The sequence below is a fragment of the Paraburkholderia sp. J67 genome (assembly GCF_905220265.1).
Classification (GTDB): domain Bacteria; phylum Pseudomonadota; class Gammaproteobacteria; order Burkholderiales; family Burkholderiaceae; genus Paraburkholderia.
In genome coordinates, this window is the sequence record NZ_CAJMZK010000008.1 from 43,575 (window position 1) to 61,657 (window position 18,083).

Here is an 18,083-nt window from a genome sequence, read left to right on the forward strand (position 1 = left end):
CATAGTGCGACAAGACGGATTCAGACTGGCCATAGGCTGGAGGAAAAGCATGGAAGACAGCAGCGTTATCACCGAGGTGCGCCACGGCGCGATGTGGATCACGTTGAACCGGCCGGCGGCCATGAATGCGATTTCACCGGACGTGGTGGCCGGTGTCGGGCGCGCACTCGACGAGGCCCTGGCGCGCGACGATGCACGTGTGATCGTGCTAACGGGGGCGGGGCGCGCATTCTGCGCGGGCGCGGATCTGAAGTTCGTGCGCGGCGAGACTCAAGGTCAGGCCCAGAGTCAGGCAAACGGCTCCGCGCAATTCCTCGGTGCGCTGCTGGCTTTGCTCAATCGTCTCGAACGGTTTCCACGACCGGTGATCGCTGCAGTCAATGGCCTGGCGCTCGCGGGCGGCCTCGAACTCGTGCTGTGCTGCGATCTCGTGCTTGCCACGCAGTCAGCGCGCTTTGGCGACGCGCACGCAAATTACGGACTCCTGCCGGGTGGCGGTGGGTCGGTGCGCCTGCCGCGCAGGATCGGCGCCGCGCGCGCCAAACATCTGATGTTTACGGGCGATTTTGTTGCCGCCGAAGCCATGGAAACCGCGGGGCTGGTGAATCAGGTCGTCGAAGATGGTCGGCTTGTCGAGGCCGTGGACGCGCTGGTCGCGAAGATCGCCGCGAAGAGTCCGCTTGGCATCAGCCGTATGAAAACCCTCGTCAACGACGGGCTTGAGCAGCCCGTGGAGGTCGCGCTACGTCAGGAACTCGTCATGACGGCGCTGCACGAGCACAGCGAAGACATTGCTGAAGGACTGGCCGCGTTTCAGGAAAAGCGCGCGCCGCGTTTTACGGGGCGCTGATTCCGGCAATCGGTGCGGGGCGACGGCGGGAAGGGAGCGCAGACGTTTGCGCCCCCGTGCGCGAATCAACGCGCGAGCGAGAGGCTGGTTGGATCAGCGGCGAGACCGCGAACCATGAACTGGATGAGCGCCTGGGACAACTCCTCGGGACTGCGATCGCCGTCGTGACTGAACCACTGCGGAATCCAGTTGATCGCGCCCATCAGCCATGCAACGGCGAGTCTGGGTTCGCAAGGGGAGATCGAGCCGTCTTCGATGCCCTCCTGAACGATCGTCCTCATGTGCTGATCGAACGCGCGCCGGCGCTGGCGGACGATGTCCTGGTGCTCGGGCAGCAGGTCGTCGAGCGGCGACACAAAGAGGCTAAGCACGGAATCGTCGGTGACCAGCAGGATGAACTTGCGCACGATCAGCACGACCTTCTCGAGCCCGGTCTTGCCGTGGTTGGCCTCGGTGAGCGCAACGTCGCCGAGATCCAGCGCCACGCTTTGCGTTTCGAACAGGAGCTCGCGCTTGCCCTTGACGTAGTAATAGAGCGCCGCCTTGGTGACGTTGAGCCGTTCCGCGACGTCGTCGAGCGACACGTTGTGATAGCCCTTTTCCTTGAAGGCGCGGCTGGCCTCCAGGATGAGCGCGGCCTTCTTGAGCTTCTGGAGTTCCTCGCGCGACGGCAGCGCGCTTTTCCAGCGCGTGGTCGACTCCTTCGGCTTGCGGGAAGTGCGGGGTTTCGTGGCAGGCGCGGTCATGGTCAGTCGTGCAGGAATTGGGTCAAAGGATGTTACCACGTAGTCGACAAGACTTCGGGGCATGGCGGAACGCGTATCGGTGGCGTGCGCGTTACGCCACTCAAGCCGTGGATCGAGGTCAGTTTGAGGCGGCTGTGCAAGGGAATAGCCGATTTGCGTCGCACGCTGTCAGAAATTAACTGTGTGGATTTTCTATTAACTCGTGAGTAGAATTTGTTAGATGCGAGCATGCACATCAGCGGTGTGCTCGACGGCAGTCCGACCCGACCATCGAAACAATCTGGAGACAAACATGGCAGACGCATCGAGCGCCTTTCTGAGCGAGCAACAAATTCTGATCCGCGATTCGGCACGGCGTGTCGCCGCCGAAGTGATCGCGCCGACCGCCGCCGAACGCGATCGCACCGCGGCGTGGCCGCGCGCGGAACTCAAGGCGCTCGCGAAGCTAGGCTTTCTCGGCATGCTGGTGCCCGAGGAGTATGGCGGCGCCGGCGCGAGCGTGACCGACTTCTGTCTCGCCCAGTACGAGTTCGCGGGCGCCGATGCGGGTCTCGCGACGATTCTTCACGTGCATAACTTTGCCGCGCTGTGCATCGCGCTTCACGGCACCGAAGAACAGAAACGCCGCTACCTGCCGGCCATGGCCAGCGGCGAGTCGATCGGCGCATTCCTGCTGACCGAGCCGCAGGCCGGGTCCGATACGGCGGCATTGCGCGCCACGGGCCGCCGCGACGGCGACCATTTCGTGCTCGATGGCACGAAGCAGTTCATTTCGAACGGCAACGAGGCCGGTGTCGGCCTCGCCTTCGTGGTGACCGACAAGGCGGCGGGCAAGCGCGGCGCCACCATGTTCATCGTCGATCCGAAGCAGCCGGGCTATGTCGTCACCGGTATCGAAAGCAAGATGGGCCAGCACACGGCGCACACGGCGCAGATTGCACTGGACGACTACCGCGCGCATGAGCGGGACATCCTCGGCAAGGAGGGCGACGGCTATCGCCTCGTCATGGGCGGGCTGTCCGATGGCCGGATCGGCATCGCCTTCATTGCGGCCGGCGTGGCGCGCGCGGCGCTGAACGCCGCCGTGGCCTATGCGAAAGACCGCGTTGCCTACGGCAAGCCGATCGCGGAACTGCAGGGCGTGAGCTTCGACCTGGCCGATATGGCCGCGCAGACCGACATCGCCTATCAGTACGCGCTGCACGCCGCGCGCCTGTGCGACGCCGGTATCGAGTGTATGAAGGAAGCCTCGATCGCCAAGCTGTATGCCACCGAAATCGCCGAAAAGGTCTGCTCGGACGCGATCCAGATTCACGGCGGCTACGGCTATCTGAGCGACTTTCCCGTTGAGCGCTACGCGCGGGATGTGCGGGTGTGCAAGATCTACGAAGGCACGAGCCACATCCAGAAGCTCATCATCGCTCGCAGTCTTTGACGGCTCGCGGCGCTGGCGGTTAGACAGCCAGCCGCAGTCCGACCGGTTCGACCGACACGGGACAGGAGACCTCCATGTATCAAACCCAGGCATTGCATCGCGCCGTGCAGCAGTATGGCGATCGCGTGGCCGTGCGCTTCGCGGGACGCGAGCGCACCTTCTGCGAACTGGCCGATCGGGTGGCGCGTCTCGCCGGCGCGTTGCAGCAACTGGGGATGCAGGCTGGCGATCGCGTCGCGATGCTGGCGCTGAATTCGGATCGCTATCTCGAGTTCCAGATGGCCGTGCCGTGGGGTGGCGGCGTGCTCAATCCCTGCAATATCCGCTGGTCGGCCGCCGAGTTGCTGTGCGCGCTCGACGATTCCGGCTCCACGCTGCTGCTCGTGGACGATGCGTTCGCCGTGCTTGGCGCGCAGTTGCGCCGCGACGCACAAACCGTGCGCGAGCTGATCTATTGCGGCGACGGTCCGGTGCCGGACGGTATGCACGCCTACGAGGCGCTGATCGCGGGCACGTTGCCCGTGGCCGATCGCTATCGGCGCGGCGAGGATCTGGCCGGCATCTTCTATACGGGTGGCACGATGGGCTTCCCAAAAGGCGTGATGCTGAGCCACACGAACCTGGGCGTCGCCGCGCTCACCGCCTGCGCGGCAGGACTCGCGCGCCCCGGCGCGATCTACCTGCACGCCGCGCCCATGTTCCATATCGCCGACATCGGACTCGCCGGGCCCCATTGGGTGCAAGGCAATGAGCACGTGATCCTGCCCGCGTTCGAGCCGGGCGCCGTACTCGACGCCATCGCCCGCTATGGCGTGACCCATACGGTGCTCGTGCCGACCATGATTCAACGCCTCGTCGAACATATCGAACGAGAGCCCCATTACGACGTAACGACGCTGGAAACCGCGATCTACGGCGCTGCGCCGATGGCGGCCTCGCTGCTCGCGCGCGCGAAGGCCGCGTTTCCCGCCACGCGATTCGTGCAGGTCTATGGCATGACGGAAGCGGGCCCGGTATCGATCGAAACCCCCACTGCGAGCGTGCCGGAACCACCGGACGCGGCCGGGCGGCCCTGCTACTGCGTGCAGGTGAAGATCGTCGACGCCAACGGCCAGGAAGTGCCGCGCAACACGCCAGGCGAGGTGGCGCTGTGTGGCCCGAACGTGATGCAAGGCTACTGGAACAAGCCGGAACAGACCGCGGCCGTCCTGCGCGACGGCTGGTATTTCACCGGCGACGGTGCCTGCATGGACGACGACGGCTTCCTCCACGTGATTGATCGTCTCAAGGACATGATCATCACGGGCGGCGAGAACGTTTATTCGGCCGAGGTGGAAAACGCCATCGCGTCGCATCCTGGCGTGGCCGTATCGGCGGTGATTGCCGTACCCGATGCGCGCTGGGGCGAGGCCGTGCACGCCGTCGTGGTGGTCATGGAAGGGGCGAAGGTGAGCGCCGCAGACATCATCGCCCACTGCAAGGCGCGCATTGCCGCCTACAAGTGTCCGCGCAGCGTGGAGTTCGTCGATGCGCTGCCCGTCTCGGGCGCCGGCAAGGTGCTCAAGATCCGGCTGCGCGAGCGTCACTGGAAAGATCGTTCGCGCAACGTGGCGTAACGATACCGATCAATCGAGACCCCAGGAGGAGATCACCATGAGTCGAGACGTCTTTGTCGCCGGAATCGGCATGATCCCGTTCACCAAGCCCGGCATGAGCGAGCCATATCCGCAGATGGGCGCGCAGGCCGCGCGCCTCGCCTTGCAGGATGCGGGCCTGAGCTATGCGCAGATCCAGCAGTGCTATGCCGGTTTTGTCTACGGCGATTCGACCGCCGGGCAACGCGCCATCTATGAAGTGGGCATGACCGGCATTCCGGTCATCAACGTCAACAACAACTGCTCGACCGGTTCGACCGCGCTGTATCTGGCCCGCCAGGCCGTGGCGAGCGGCGCGGCGGACTGTGTGCTCGCGTTCGGGTTCGAGCAGATGAATCCCGGCGCACTCGGCACGACCTACAAGGATCGCGCGTCGCCATTCGACCGCTTCGACGCGATCACCGACGAACTCGTGGATGCCCGCGACGTACCGCACGCGCTGCGCTACTTCGGTGGCGCCGGGCTCGCCCATATGAAGCAGTACGGAACAAAGCTCTCGACCTTCGCGAAGATCCGTGCGAAAGCGAGCCGTCATGCCGCGAACAACCCGCTGGCCGTGTTCCGCAACGTCGTCACGGAAGAGGACGTGCTGGCCGCACCAGTGATGTGGGAGGGCGTGATGACGAAACTCATGGCCTGCCCGCCGACCAGCGGCGCGGCGGCGGCGATCGTCTGCTCGGAGGACTTCGCGAAGCGCCACGGCCTGAACCGCCAGGTGCGCATCGCGGCGCAGGCCATGACGACTGATTTCGCTTCGACGTTCGAGGCGCGCGACATGCGCGAGATCGCTGGCGTCGGCATGACGAAGGCGGCCGCGCGACAGGTCTACGAAGCAGCGGGCGTGTCGCCGAAAGACATCGACGTGATCGAATTGCACGATTGTTTCGCTCACAACGAATTGCTTACCTACGAAGGGCTCGGTCTGTGCCCGGAAGGCGGCGCCGAACAATTCGTGCTCGACGGCGACAACACCTACGGCGGCAAATACGTGACGAATCCCTCGGGTGGGCTGCTATCGAAGGGGCATCCGCTGGGCGCGACCGGCATCGCCCAGTGCGTCGAGCTCGTCCAGCATTTGCGCGGCACCGCGCAGGCGCGCCAGGTGGAAGGCGCGCGGCTCGCGCTCCAGCACAACGTCGGCCTTGGCGGCGCCTGTGTGGTCACGCTCTACGAGCGCGTTTGATCCCGCGCGCTACAGCGGCGATACCCCTACCCAACATTCAGGAGACGTTCCGATGGACTTTCAACCCGATGCGGGCCTGGCCGCATTTCGCGAGTCGGTGCGCGCGTTCCTGCGCACGCATTTACCGCCCGATCTGGCCGACTCGCAACACGGTGTACGTTCGCCGCGCGCCGCGCTCGCGCGCTGGCAGGGCATCCTCAATGATCACGGCTGGGGCGCGCCTTACTGGGAGAAGGAACACGGCGGCACGGGCTGGACGCCGCAGCAACGTCTCGTGTTCGACGAGGAATGCGCCGCCGCGGGTGCACCGACACAGGACCTGTTCGGGCAGCGCCTGCTGGGGCCGGTCCTGAATCATTTCGCGTCGCCGCAGCAGAAGGCCGAGCATCTGCCTCACATCTTCGCCGGCACGAGGCTTTGGTGCCAGGGCTTCTCCGAGCCTGGTTCGGGCTCGGACCTCGCGTCGCTGCGCATGCAGGCGGTGCGCGATGGCGACGATTACATCGTCAACGGCCAGAAGATCTGGACGAGCTACGCGCACGAGGCGGACTGGATCTTCCTGCTCGTGCGCACCGATCCGGCCGTCAAGAAGCAGGCCGGCATCAGCTTCCTGCTTGTCGACATGAGGACGCCAGGCATCACGGTGCGCCCGATCATGACGATCGACGGCTGCCATCACCTGAACGAAACCTTCTTCGACAACGTGCGCGTGCCGGTGGCCAATTGCGTGGGCGGCGAGGGGGCGGGCTGGACCGTGACCCGTTTCCTGCTCAACAACGAGCATGCCGCGACGGCCGAATTGCCGGCTCTCGTTCGCTTCCAGAGGCAATTGCGCACGCTGGGGGCCACGCTTCGGGTCGAGGGGCAGCCGCTCATCCGCCAGACATCCTTCGCGCGGCGTCTCGCACGCCTCGAAGCCGAGCTTCAGGCCGTCGCCATGATGGTCCAACGGGTCGCGGTGCTGGAGCAGGACCATAGTCCTGCGGCCCACGTCCTCGGGTCGATGCTGAAGATTCGTGGTACTGAACTTCAACAGAAAATGGGTGACTTGCTGGTCGAAGCGCTGGGCGATTATGGCGCGATTGCCTACCCGGAAGCGCACGCCGATCAACACGAGCCGCTCCCGCATCCCATCGCGGGCATCGGGCCGGGCATCGCCAGCGAAATGCTCTTTCGCCGCGCCACGACGATCTACGGCGGCACGAGCGAAGTCCAGCGCGGCATCATCGCCAAGCTGATGTTTCAACTCTGACGCGGGACGCCAGCATGAATTTCACTCTCCTTGCCGAGCAGCAGATGCTGCAGGACAGCGTGCGCCGCTTCGTGACGAAGGCGTGCGGTTTCGAGGCCCGGGCCGCGCAGATCAAGCAGGGGCAGCACGCCTGCGCGCGCAACTGGGCTGCGTTCGCCGACAACGGCTGGTTGGCCGCGGCGCTGCCGGAGGCCTATGGCGGGTTGGGCGGATCGGTCCTCGATAACGTGCTGATCGGCTTCGAACTAGGGCGCGGGCTCGTGATCGATCCGTTCGCGGGGCAGGCCGTGCTCGCCGCGCAGACTCTCGCGGCGAGCGCCACCGACGCGCAGAAGGAAACCCTCCTGCCGCACCTGGCCGACGGTACGCTGCGCATCGCCCTGGCCTATAGCGAGCCCGAAGCGCGCGGCAACCCCGCCGTTGTGCGTACGCGGGCGACGCCGCAAGCGGGCGGCTACGCGCTGCGCGGACACAAGACGCTGGTGCTGGGCGCACCGGGCGCGCAGAGGTTGCTGGTGTCGGCTTGCGTCGACGGCGTTGGAAACGCCCCCGGCAGCATCGCGCTGTTTCTCGTCGACCCGGGCAGCGCGCGGCTCACCCAGCGCGCGCTGCCGCTACACGACGGCAGCTGGGCCGCAGACATCACACTCGACGGCGTGCAGGTGGGCGCCGATGCGCGCATCGGCTACGGCGGCGATAGCCTGCCGGCCCTGCGTCAAGGGCTCGCCCACGCCATCGCCGTGCAATGCGCCGAACTGGTTGGCGCGATGGAAGCCGCGATCGACATCACGTCGGACTACCTGAAGGTCCGCAAACAGTTCGGCGTGCCCATCGGCAGCTTCCAGGCATTGCAGCATCGCATGGCCGACATGGCGGCCGAAATGGAGCTCGCCCGTTCGATGCTGTTCGCGCTGCTCGCCGCCTTCGAAGCGCGCGATGCCGGCGATGCCGCCGCGCTGCAATTGAGTGCGTCGGCCGCCAAGGCGTTCGTGTGCCGGGCGGCGAAAAAAGTCTGCGGCGAGGCGATCCAGTTGCACGGCGGCATCGGCATGACCGAGGAGTGCGTGATCGGCCATTACTTCAAACGCGCAATCGTCGCCGACCTCGTTTTCGGCAGCAGCGACCAGCACGAAACGGTGTGCGCCGATGCGCTTCAACGCGTGCTCATTTGAATCGAGGGAAGGTCTGATGAAAATCTACGAATCGCCCGATGCCTTGAAACCCCTGAAGGGCGAACTCATCGGCGTGAGCGACTGGCTCCTGATCGAGCAGCCGCGCGTGAACCTGTTCGCCGACGCAACGAACGATCATCAATGGATACACGTCGACGTGGAGCGTGCCAGGACCGGTCCGTTCGGCGCGCCCATCGCGCACGGCTATCTGACGCTGAGCCTGTTGCCGGGCCTGGCCGCGTCGGCCTTCGAGGTTCGCGGCACCTCGGCGGGGGTGAACTACGGCCTCGACAAGGTGCGCTTTCCCGCGCCGGTGCCCGTAGGCAGCCGCATTCGCGGGCTGTTCCGGCTGCTCGACTGGGAAGCGCTCGGCAACGGCGCGGTGCAGATCAAGATCGAGATGACGATCGAGTGCGAAGGCGCATCGAAGCCGGCCTGCGTGGCCGAGCCGATCCTGCGTTTCTTTCGCTAACCACGCTACACCGCGACTGAACACACCAACACGAGGAGCGAGAGATGAACATTCGATTTGACGGAAAAGTGGCCATCGTCACGGGAGCCGGAGCGGGCCTCGGGCGTCAGCATGCGCTGGCCTTTGCCGCGCGTGGCGCGAAGGTGGTGATCAACGACTTCGGCGGCAGCCGCGAAGGCTCGGGCGGTTCCTCGGCAGCCGCGCTTGCGGTGGTCGAGGAAATCCGCGCGGCGGGTGGCACCGCGATTGCGAATGGCGCCAACGTCGCCGACTTCGGCCAGGTGCAGGACATGGTCGCGCAGACGATGGACGCATTCGGGCGTGTCGACATCCTCGTGAACAACGCCGGAATTCTGCGCGACAAGAGCTTCGCCAAAATGGACGTGGCCGATTTTCGCACGGTGCTCGACGTGCATCTGATGGGCTCGATGCATGGTTCGAAGGCGGTCTGGGACATCATGCGCGAGCAGAAGTACGGCCGCATCGTCATGACGACTTCGGCGGCCGGGCTGTATGGCAATTTCGGCCAGGCCAATTACGGCGCGGCGAAGATGGGACTGGTGGGCCTGATGAATGTGCTGCATCAGGAAGGGATCAAGAACAACATCAGGATCAACACGATCGCGCCCATCGCAGCCACGCGCATGACCGCCGAACTGCTGCCGCCCGAGGCGCTCGCCGCGATCCAGCCGGAACGGGTGACGCCCGGGGTGCTGTTCCTGTGCAGCGAGGCGGCGCCCTCGCGCGTCGTGCTCTCGGCAGGGGGAGGCGCGTTCGCAGCGGCAACGATGGTCGAAACGGCGCCTTGCCATTTCAGCGCGGACACGTTGACGCCCGAAGCCATCGCGAACCGTTTCGCGGAAATTTCGGACTGGAGCACGGCGTCGGCCTATGGCGAAGCCGGTCAGGAAGTGGGGCGGTTTATCGAAACGTCGCTCGGGGCGCTGCGCGGTTAAGCATTGTCACCGCTGTGTAAGCGCGGCGAATCCATCATTAAGGAGTCCATTGTGAAGGTATTGGTGGCGGTGAAACGGGTGGTCGATCCGAATCTGAAGGTTGGCGTGAAGTCGGACGGGACAGGCGTCGATATCGCCAATCTGAAGATGTCGATGAACCCGTTCGACGAGATCGCCGTGGAAGAGGCGGTGCGCTTGAAGGAAGCGGGCGTGGCGACGGAAGTGATCGCCGTCTCGTGTGGTGTTGCACAGGCACAGGAAACATTGCGCACGGCGCTGGCGATCGGTGCGGATCGCGCCGTGCTGATCGAGGCGAATGAGGATTTGCAGCCGTTGGCCGTCGCGAAGCTTTTAAAAGCGCTCGTCGATAGAGAGCAACCTTCGTTGATCATCCTCGGCAAGCAGGCCATCGACGACGATTCAAACCAGACCGGTCAAATGCTCGCTGCCCTAGCCGATCTACCGCAAGCCACGTTCGCATCGAAGATTACGGTGGCCGATGGCAAGGCCACGGTTGCGCGTGAAGTCGATGGCGGTGCGCAAACTTTGTCGCTCAAGCTGCCCGCCGTGGTCACGACGGATCTGCGCCTGAACGAGCCGCGCTACGTGACGTTGCCGAACATCATGAAGGCGAAGAAGAAGCCGCTGGATGTGCTCAACCCCTCGGATCTGGGTGTCGATGTCGCGCCGCGCCTGAAAACACTCAAAGTCTCGGAGCCGCCAAAACGCAGCGCAGGCGTGAAAGTCGCCGACGTCAACACGCTGGTCGAGAAGCTGAAGACCGAAGCCAAGGTGCTGTAAGGAGCGCTGCAAAAATGACGAATCTGGTAATCGCAGAACACGACAATCTGTCGATCAAGCCCGCAACGTTGAACACCGTTGCGGCTGCACACAAAATTGGCGGTGACGTTCACGTATTGGTCGCGGGCCACAATGCGCAAGCCGTGGCCGATGCAGCGGCGAAGATCGCGGGCGTCGCCAGGGTGTTGCTCGCCGACGCGCCGCAACTTGCGCAAGGTCTCGCGGAAAACGTCGAGGCCACGGTGTTGAGCATCGCGAAAGACTACTCGCACATCCTGGCTGCGGCCACGGCAGCGGGCAAGAACGTCACGCCGCGAATCGCCGCGAAGCTCGACGTCGCACAGATCAGCGACATCACCGCAGTCATCAGCGCCGATACCTTCGAGCGCCCGATCTACGCAGGCAACGCGATCGCCACGATTCAATCCGCCGATGCCGTCAAGGTCGTCACGGTACGCACGACCGCATTCGACGCGGTGGCGGCAGAAGGCGGCCGTGCAACGATCGAAAAGATCGACGCACCGGCAGACAGCGGCCTTTCGCAATTCGTTAGCCGTGAAGTCACGAAGCTCGACCGTCCGGAACTGACCAGCGCGAGGATTATCGTCTCGGGCGGTCGGGGTCTGGGCAATGGCGAGAACTACACCCGCGTGCTGGAGCCGCTGGCGGACAAGCTCAACGCCGCACTGGGTGCATCACGCGCGGCAGTCGATGCCGGCTATGTGCCGAACGACTACCAGGTGGGCCAGACCGGCAAGATCGTCGCGCCGCAACTGTATATCGCCGTGGGCATCTCGGGCGCTATCCAGCACCTGGCGGGCATGAAGGACTCGAAGGTGATCGTCGCGATCAACAAGGACGAAGAAGCACCGATTTTCAGCGTGGCCGATTACGGCCTTGTTGGCGATCTGTTCACCGTCGTGCCGTCAGTGACGGACATCGTTTGAGCCATCCTTTCGCATGACCACAAGGATTGCTGATTAAATTCTGAAGACAAGGAGTAAGCATGTCTGACTTGCAGGGAAAAGTCGCCATTGTCACGGGCGGGGCATCGGGCATTGGTCGCGCCACCGCGCAACTGTTTGCGCAAGCGGGCGCGCATGTCGTGATCGCCGACCTGGCGGAAGCCGAGGCGCGAACGGTCGCCCTCTCGATCGAGGAGCAGGGTGGTGAGGCATTGGCATTGCGTGTGGACGTCACCCGCGACGAGGACTGCGCGGGCATGGTGGCGGCCACGCTGGAGCGCTTCGGCCGCCTCGACATCGCCTTCAATAACGCCGGCATTTCCGGCACCGTCGCGCCGACCGACGCGCAGGGCCTCGAAAACTGGCGCAGGATCATCGATGTCAATCTGGGCGGCGTGTTCAACTGCATGGTGCACGAACTGAAAGCCATGAAGGAGCAAGGCGGCTCGATCGTGAATACCGCGTCGATCGCCGGCGTCATGGGTCTGGGCGGCCTCGCGCCTTACACCGCAGCCAAACATGGCGTGATCGGTTTGACGCGTGCGGCCGCGAAGGAATATGGCAAGCAGGGTATTCGCATCAATGCCGTGTGCCCGGGGCTCATTGCCACGCCCATGACCAACGCGGGGCACGATCCGCGCCTCGCGCGCGCGCAGGAGGCGGCGATGGCGAGCGCCATCATCCGCCGCGCCGCTCATCCCTCCGAAGTCGCGGAAATGGTGGTGTGGCTGGCCTCGGATCGCGCGTCGTTCGTCACGGGCGCGCACTATCTGGTCGATGGCGGTCTGACCGCCTAGTCGACAGCAATGCCGCCGGGTTCTGGCGCCCGGTGGCCGTCCCCGGTGGCCGTCATTACCCGCCTGCGCCACCCGCGCCGAATCGTCGGATTCGACGACGCCGCGCTGCACAACTCCCGCTAATCTGCTCAGCATGCCCGTCGCCGTATTGAAGCGGCGCCAAGCCATCACCAGAGGGGAGTCCCAGTGCAAGACGCCTATATCTACGACCACGTGCGCACGCCTCGCGGCAAAGGGCGCGCGGACGGCAGCCTTCACGAAATCACGCCGGTCCAGCTCGCGGCCCAGGCGCTCGCGGCCGTGCGCGATCGCAGCGGGTTCGATACCGAACTCGTCGACGATGTGATTCTCGGTTGTGTCGCGCCCATCGGCGAGCAGGGCGCGAATCTCGGCCGCGTGGCCGCGATTGCCGCCGACTACGCGCAGGCCGTGCCCGGCCAGCAGATCAACCGCTTCTGCGCGTCGGCGCTCGAAGCCGTCAACCTGGGCGCCTCGCTCGTGAGCAGCGGCCAGGCGCGCAGCGTGGTCGCGGGCGGCGTCGAATCGATGTCGCGTACACCCATCGGTGGCGACGGCGGCCCGTGGTACGCCGACCCGCAAACGGGCTGGAAATGCTATTACGCGCCGCAAGGCATCGGCGCAGACCTGATCGCCGCGCTCGACGGCTACAGCCGCGAGGATGTCGATGCTTTCGCCGTCGAAAGTCAGCGCCTCGCCGCGCAGGCCTGGGACGAGGGCCGCTTCGCGAAGTCGGTCGTGCCGGTGCGCGACGTGGCAGGCGAAATCGTGCTGGCGCGCGACGAACACATGCGTCCGGGCACGACGCTCGCCGATCTCGCGCGTCTGAAACCCGCTTTCACCGCGATGGGCAAGCAGGGCTTCGACGCCATCGCGCGCCAGCGCTATCCGCAGGTCGACACGATCGAGCACATCCACACCGGCGGCAACTCGTCGGGCATCGTCGACGGCGCAGCGGCCATGCTGATCGGCAGTGCTGAGTTTGGCAAGCAGACGGGCCTCGCGCCGCGCGGCCGCGTGATCGGTTTCCAGTCGATCGGCAGCGAGCCGACCATCATGCTCAGCGGCCCCGCGCCGTGCAGCAAGCGTCTGCTGGAGCGTCTGGGCCTGAGTTTCGACGATATCGATCTCTTCGAGGTCAACGAGGCGTTCGCTTCCGTCGTGATGCGCTTCATGCGCGAAACCGGCGTGGAGCGCGAGCGCATCAACGTGAACGGCGGCTCGATCGCGCTCGGCCATCCGCTGGGCGCGACGGGCGCGATGCTCGTCGGCACCGCGCTCGACGAACTCGAGCGGCGCGGCGGCAAGCGTGCGCTGATTACGTTGTGCGCGGCCGCCGGCATGGCGACCGCCACGGTCATCGAGCGGCTCTGAGCCACCGCAAACACGACGAAATAGAGACGACATCCATGCAGAATCTTGCCTATGAAGTGGATCGCGACGGCGTCGCGCTGCTCGGCATCGACGTGCCGGGCCGCACGTTGAACGTCCTCACCCCTGCGCTCCAGACCGAACTGGCCGACGCGATCGAGCGCATCGCCGCCGATCCCGCCGTCAAGGGCGCGGTGATTTTTTCGGCCAAGGCGCGCGGTTTCGTGGCGGGCGCGGACCTCAAGGACCTCGTGACGGCGTTCGACCGTGGCATCACGGTCGTAGAAGCGCGTAATGAAAGCCGTCGCTTGCAGGCCATCCTGCGGCGTATGGAGACGCTGGGCAAGCCGTTCGCGACCGCGCTCGGTGGTCTTGCGCTCGGCGGCGGTCTGGAGCTGGCGCTCGGCACGCATTACCGCGTGCTGGCGGACGATGTGGGCGCCGTGGTCGGACTGCCGGAAGTGTCCGTGGGCCTGCTGCCCGGCGGTGGCGGCACGCAGCGTCTGCCGCGCCTGATCGGCATTGCCGAAGCCTTGCCGATGCTGCTCGAAGGCAAGCCCGTCGATGCGAAACAGGCGCTTGCGCTCGGTATCGTGAACGAACTGGCGCCTGCCGCGCAGATCGTCGAGCGCGCCCGCGCCTGGGTGCTCGCGCATCCCGATGCCCAGCAGCCGTGGGACAAGCGCGGCTGGGCGCCGCGCGATGTGAAGGGCGCGCCGTACAACTCGGGCCCGTACACGGGCGCTATCGCACGCCTGCATGCGACGAACCACGAGAACTATCCGGCGCCGATTGCAATCCTTTCCGCGGTCGCCGAAGGCATGGCGGTAGGGATCGACGCGGGCCTGCGTATCGAGTCGAACTACTTCGGCAAGCTGCTCGCAGGTCCGGTCGCGCGCAACCTGATCCGCACGCAGTTCATCAACAAGCCGGCGGCGGAGAAGCTCGTGCGCCGCCCGGCGCAGATCGCGCCGTCGCGTGTAGAACGTCTGGCCGTACTTGGCGCGGGGATGATGGGACGCGGCATCGCCCGCGTTGCGGCCGAGGCGGGCATCGACGTGGTGCTGCTCGACGCGACTGAGGAGAGCGCAGTCCACGCACGCGCCGCGCTCGAAACGTCGTTCTCGACCGACGCGTCGCGCGGCCGCATTACCGGCGCGGCGGCCGAGGCCGCGCTGGCCCGGATTCGCGCGACGGCCGACTACGCGCTGCTCGCCGATGCCGATCTCGTCATCGAAGCCGTGTTCGAGGATCGCGCCATCAAGCGCGAGGTGATCGCCCGCGCCGCCGAGGTCATGCCGCGCACCGCGCTGCTGGCGAGCAATACGTCCACGCTGCCGATTACCGGACTGGCGGCGCGCTTCCCGCGTCCCGCGCAGTTCATCGGGCTGCACTTTTTCTCGCCGGTGCCGCGCATGCCGCTCGTCGAAGTGATTCGCGGCCGCGAAACCTCGGACGAAACGCTGGCGCGCGCGCTCGACTTCGTCAAGCAACTGCGCAAGACGCCGATCGTGGTCAACGACAGTCCCGGCTTCTTCACGAGCCGCGTGTTCGGCAGCTATGTGGACGAAGGCTTCCTGATGCTCAAGGAGGGCGTCGCGCCCGCGCTGATCGAGAACGCCGCGCGCGCAGCGGGCATGCCGGTCGGGCCGCTCGCCGTGGCCGACGAAGTCTCGCTGCCTTTGCAGTTGAAGGTCAACGAACAGGCCATCGCCGATGGACTCGACGAACGCTTCCAGCGCGGCGCGGCGATCGATCTCGTGAGCAAGATGGTGCGCGAACTCGGTCGTCCGGGTCGCCCCAATGGTTTCTACGAGTATCCGGCCGAAGGCGAGAAGCGGCTGTGGCCCGGTCTCGCGGAGCATTGGCCGGTGGCGGCGGCGCAACCCACGCTTGCCGAATTGCGCCTGCGTTTCCTGACGATCCAGGCGCTCGAAGCGGCGCGCTGCGTGGAGGAAGGTGTGATCGAGACCGCCGCCGATGCGGACCTTGGATCGACGCTCGGCATTGGCTACCCGACGTGGACGGGCGGCGTGCTTTCGTATATCGACACGCACGGTCTGCGCGCCTTTGTTTCAGACTGCGAACGATTTGCTGCGCACTACGGCAGCCGTTATGCACCCTCGGACTGGCTGCGCGAGCGTGCCGAGCGCAACGAAACGTTCCACTCCGTCCAGGCCGCCGCCTGACCTTGCCGGCAACGACACCATGAAAACACGTATCACCGAACTGCTGGGCATCCGCTACCCGATCATCCAGGGCGGCATGATGTGGGTGGGCCGCGCGGAGCTTGCGGCGGCCGTTTCGAACGCGGGCGGACTCGGCATCGTCACGGCGCTCACGCAGCCCACGCCCGAGGCGCTCGCCGATGAAATCGCGCGCTGTCGCGCGCTGACCGACCGGCCCTTCGGCGTGAACCTCACGATCCTGCCGTCGATCAATCCGCCGCCCTATGAGCGCTACCTCGACGTGATTCTCGAAGCGAACGTGCCGGTGCTGGAAACGGCGGGCAACAACCCGCGCCCGTTCATCGAGCGCGCCAAGGCAGCGGGCGTGAAGGTGATCCACAAGTGCGTCGCGGTGCGGCATGCCTTGTCGGCGGAACGTCATGGCGTCGATGCCGTGTCGATCGACGGTTTCGAATGCGCGGGCCATCCGGGCGAGGACGACATTCCCGGCCTCGTGCTGATTCCGGCCGCCGTGCGCAAGCTTAAGGTGCCTGTGATCGCCTCGGGCGGCATCGCCGATGGCCGGGGACTTGCGGCGGCGCTCGCGCTCGGCGCGGAAGGCGTGAACATGGGCACGCGTTTTTGCGCCACCCGCGAAGCGCCCATCCACGATTCGATCAAGGCGGCACTCGTCGGCGCGAGCGAGCGCGATACGCGGCTCATTTTCCGCTCGATGCAGAACACGGCGCGCGTGTTGCGCAACACGATCTCGGAAGAGGTGGTGAGCATGGAGCGCCGCCCCGGCGGCACCACGTTCGAGGAGATTCGGCCGCTGGTCGCCGGTACGCGTGGACGCGCGGCGCTCGAAGCGGGCGATGTGGATGGCGGCGTGATCACGGCGGGGCAGTGCGTCGGCCTGATCGACGACGTGCCGGGCTGTGCGGAACTGCTCGAACGCATGGTCGCCGAGGCGCGCGACTACATCGCCACGGCGGCGCAGCGCCTGGCGGCCTAAAACTGGCGTTCACGCAGAATTTCAGAGCATTCAGAGGAGAAAGCACCATCATGGATCAAGCGTATATCGTGGCAGCCGCCCGCACGGCGGGCGGTCGTCGCGGCGGTCGTCTGTCCGCCTGGCATCCCGCCGATCTCGCAGGCGAAGTGCTCAATGCGCTCGTTGCGCGCAGCGGCATCGACCCTGCCCTGATCGACGACGTGCTGCTGGGCTGCGTGAGCCAGATCGGCGAGCAGTCCACCAATGTCGCGCGCAATGCGGTGCTGGCCTCGCGCCTGCCCGAGAGCGTGCCCGCGACCACCATCGACCGCCAGTGCGGCTCGTCGCAGCAGGCGCTGCATTTCGCGGTGCAGGCGGTGCTGTCGGGCACGCAGGACGTCGTCGTGGCGGGCGGCGTGGAGAGCATGAGCCGCGTGCCGATCGCGCTGCCGCAGACGCTCGCGCGCGAACACGGCTACGGCGACTATACGAGCCCGCGCATGAGCGAGCGCTATCCGGGCGTGGTGTTCAGCCAGTTCGACGGCGCGGAGGCCATCGCGAAGAAGTACGGTCTCACGAAGGACACGCTCGATGCTTTCGCGCTGGAGAGCCATCGCAAAGCGGCGGCGGCCACGCGCGCGGGTCACTTCGACGCCGAGATCGTGCCGGTGCAGATCACGACCGCCGACGGCGAGGTCCAGCAACATACCGTCGACGAAGGCATCCGCTTCGAGGCGACGCTCGAAGGCATTGCAGGCGTGAAGCTGCTGCGCGAAGGCGGACGGGTCTCGGCTGCGAGTGCGAGCCAGATTTGCGACGGCGCCTCAGGCGTGCTGGTCGTCAACGAACGCGGCCTCAAGACGCTGGGCGTCGAGCCGCTCGCGCGCGTGCATCACATCGGCGTGGTGGGCCACGATCCCGTCGTCATGCTCGAAGCGCCGATTCCGGCCACGCGGCGCGCGTTGCAAAAGACCGGCCTCAAGATCGACGACATCGACCTGTTCGAAGTGAACGAGGCGTTCGCGCCCGTGCCGCTCGCCTGGCTCAAGGCGCTCGAAGCCGATCCCGCGCGCCTTAACGTGAGTGGCGGTGCGATTGCGCTGGGTCATCCGCTCGGTGCGACCGGTACGAAACTCATGACGACGCTGCTTCATGCGCTGCGCCGCGAAGGCAAACGCTTCGGATTGCAGACGGTGTGCGAAGGCGGTGGCCTCGCGAACGTCACGATCATCGAGCGCCTTTGAGGCG

At 65.7% G+C, this 18,083-nt stretch carries 16 protein-coding genes; 15 read left to right on the top strand and 1 reads right to left on the bottom strand.

Annotation, left to right across the window (positions count from 1 at the left end):
- Nucleotides 1-49 precede the first annotated feature (49 nt).
- A complete protein-coding gene (locus U5782_RS16890) occupies nucleotides 50-850 on the top strand; it encodes an enoyl-CoA hydratase/isomerase family protein (protein ID WP_322045002.1) in 801 nt (266 codons plus the stop codon).
- A 65-nt stretch (nucleotides 851-915) separates the two neighbouring features.
- On the opposite strand, the gene U5782_RS16895 is transcribed toward U5782_RS16890, so the two are convergent.
- On the bottom strand, nucleotides 916-1,596 hold the full coding sequence (locus tag U5782_RS16895; RefSeq protein WP_322045003.1) for a TetR/AcrR family transcriptional regulator: 681 nt from the start codon (nucleotides 1,594-1,596) through the stop codon (nucleotides 916-918).
- A gap of 292 nt (nucleotides 1,597-1,888) precedes the next feature.
- Between U5782_RS16895 and U5782_RS16900 the strand changes: the two genes are divergently transcribed.
- The 14 genes from U5782_RS16900 (at nucleotide 1,889) to U5782_RS16965 (ending at nucleotide 18,079) form a co-directional block, all read left to right on the top strand.
- Nucleotides 1,889-3,031 carry an acyl-CoA dehydrogenase family protein gene (locus tag U5782_RS16900; protein WP_322045004.1) on the top strand — a complete coding sequence of 381 codons (1,143 nt, stop codon included), beginning with the start codon at nucleotides 1,889-1,891 and terminating at the stop codon, nucleotides 3,029-3,031.
- A 74-nt stretch (nucleotides 3,032-3,105) separates the two neighbouring features.
- Entirely contained in the window at nucleotides 3,106-4,647 is a 1,542-nt protein-coding gene (locus U5782_RS16905) for a long-chain fatty acid--CoA ligase (RefSeq protein WP_322045005.1), read from the top strand.
- Nucleotides 4,648-4,684: 37 nt separating this feature from the next.
- Nucleotides 4,685-5,869 carry a lipid-transfer protein gene (locus U5782_RS16910; protein ID WP_322045006.1) on the top strand — a complete coding sequence of 395 codons (1,185 nt, stop codon included), beginning with the start codon at nucleotides 4,685-4,687 and terminating at the stop codon, nucleotides 5,867-5,869.
- 52 nt (nucleotides 5,870-5,921) lie between these two features.
- A complete protein-coding gene (locus U5782_RS16915) occupies nucleotides 5,922-7,121 on the top strand; it encodes an acyl-CoA dehydrogenase family protein (RefSeq protein ID WP_322045007.1) in 1,200 nt (399 codons plus the stop codon).
- A 14-nt stretch (nucleotides 7,122-7,135) separates the two neighbouring features.
- Nucleotides 7,136-8,293 (top strand): acyl-CoA dehydrogenase family protein, encoded by a 1,158-nt coding sequence (locus tag U5782_RS16920; protein WP_322045008.1) that lies wholly within the window; start codon nucleotides 7,136-7,138, stop codon nucleotides 8,291-8,293.
- A gap of 16 nt (nucleotides 8,294-8,309) precedes the next feature.
- Nucleotides 8,310-8,765, top strand: coding sequence for a MaoC family dehydratase (locus tag U5782_RS16925; protein ID WP_322045009.1), 456 nt, complete (start codon nucleotides 8,310-8,312; stop codon nucleotides 8,763-8,765).
- Between the two features lie 44 nt (nucleotides 8,766-8,809).
- Nucleotides 8,810-9,721, top strand: coding sequence for an SDR family NAD(P)-dependent oxidoreductase (locus U5782_RS16930; RefSeq protein WP_322045010.1), 912 nt, complete (start codon nucleotides 8,810-8,812; stop codon nucleotides 9,719-9,721).
- Nucleotides 9,722-9,772: 51 nt separating this feature from the next.
- Nucleotides 9,773-10,522 (top strand): electron transfer flavoprotein subunit beta/FixA family protein, encoded by a 750-nt coding sequence (locus U5782_RS16935; RefSeq protein ID WP_322045011.1) that lies wholly within the window; start codon nucleotides 9,773-9,775, stop codon nucleotides 10,520-10,522.
- Nucleotides 10,523-10,536: 14 nt separating this feature from the next.
- Nucleotides 10,537-11,469 carry an electron transfer flavoprotein subunit alpha/FixB family protein gene (locus U5782_RS16940; protein ID WP_322045012.1) on the top strand — a complete coding sequence of 311 codons (933 nt, stop codon included), beginning with the start codon at nucleotides 10,537-10,539 and terminating at the stop codon, nucleotides 11,467-11,469.
- A gap of 59 nt (nucleotides 11,470-11,528) precedes the next feature.
- Nucleotides 11,529-12,284 (top strand): SDR family NAD(P)-dependent oxidoreductase, encoded by a 756-nt coding sequence (locus U5782_RS16945; protein WP_322045013.1) that lies wholly within the window; start codon nucleotides 11,529-11,531, stop codon nucleotides 12,282-12,284.
- A gap of 186 nt (nucleotides 12,285-12,470) precedes the next feature.
- Nucleotides 12,471-13,676 (top strand): acetyl-CoA C-acetyltransferase, encoded by a 1,206-nt coding sequence (locus U5782_RS16950; protein WP_322045014.1) that lies wholly within the window; start codon nucleotides 12,471-12,473, stop codon nucleotides 13,674-13,676.
- A gap of 35 nt (nucleotides 13,677-13,711) precedes the next feature.
- Nucleotides 13,712-15,862, top strand: a complete 2,151-nt coding sequence (locus U5782_RS16955; protein ID WP_322045015.1) for a 3-hydroxyacyl-CoA dehydrogenase NAD-binding domain-containing protein — start codon at nucleotides 13,712-13,714, stop codon at nucleotides 15,860-15,862.
- Nucleotides 15,863-15,881: 19 nt separating this feature from the next.
- The gene (locus U5782_RS16960) at nucleotides 15,882-16,856 is read left to right on the top strand and encodes a nitronate monooxygenase family protein (RefSeq protein WP_322045016.1); all 975 of its coding nucleotides are present in this window, start codon (nucleotides 15,882-15,884) and stop codon (nucleotides 16,854-16,856) included.
- Between the two features lie 50 nt (nucleotides 16,857-16,906).
- Nucleotides 16,907-18,079 (top strand): acetyl-CoA C-acetyltransferase, encoded by a 1,173-nt coding sequence (locus U5782_RS16965; protein ID WP_322045017.1) that lies wholly within the window; start codon nucleotides 16,907-16,909, stop codon nucleotides 18,077-18,079.
- Nucleotides 18,080-18,083: the final 4 nt, after the last annotated feature.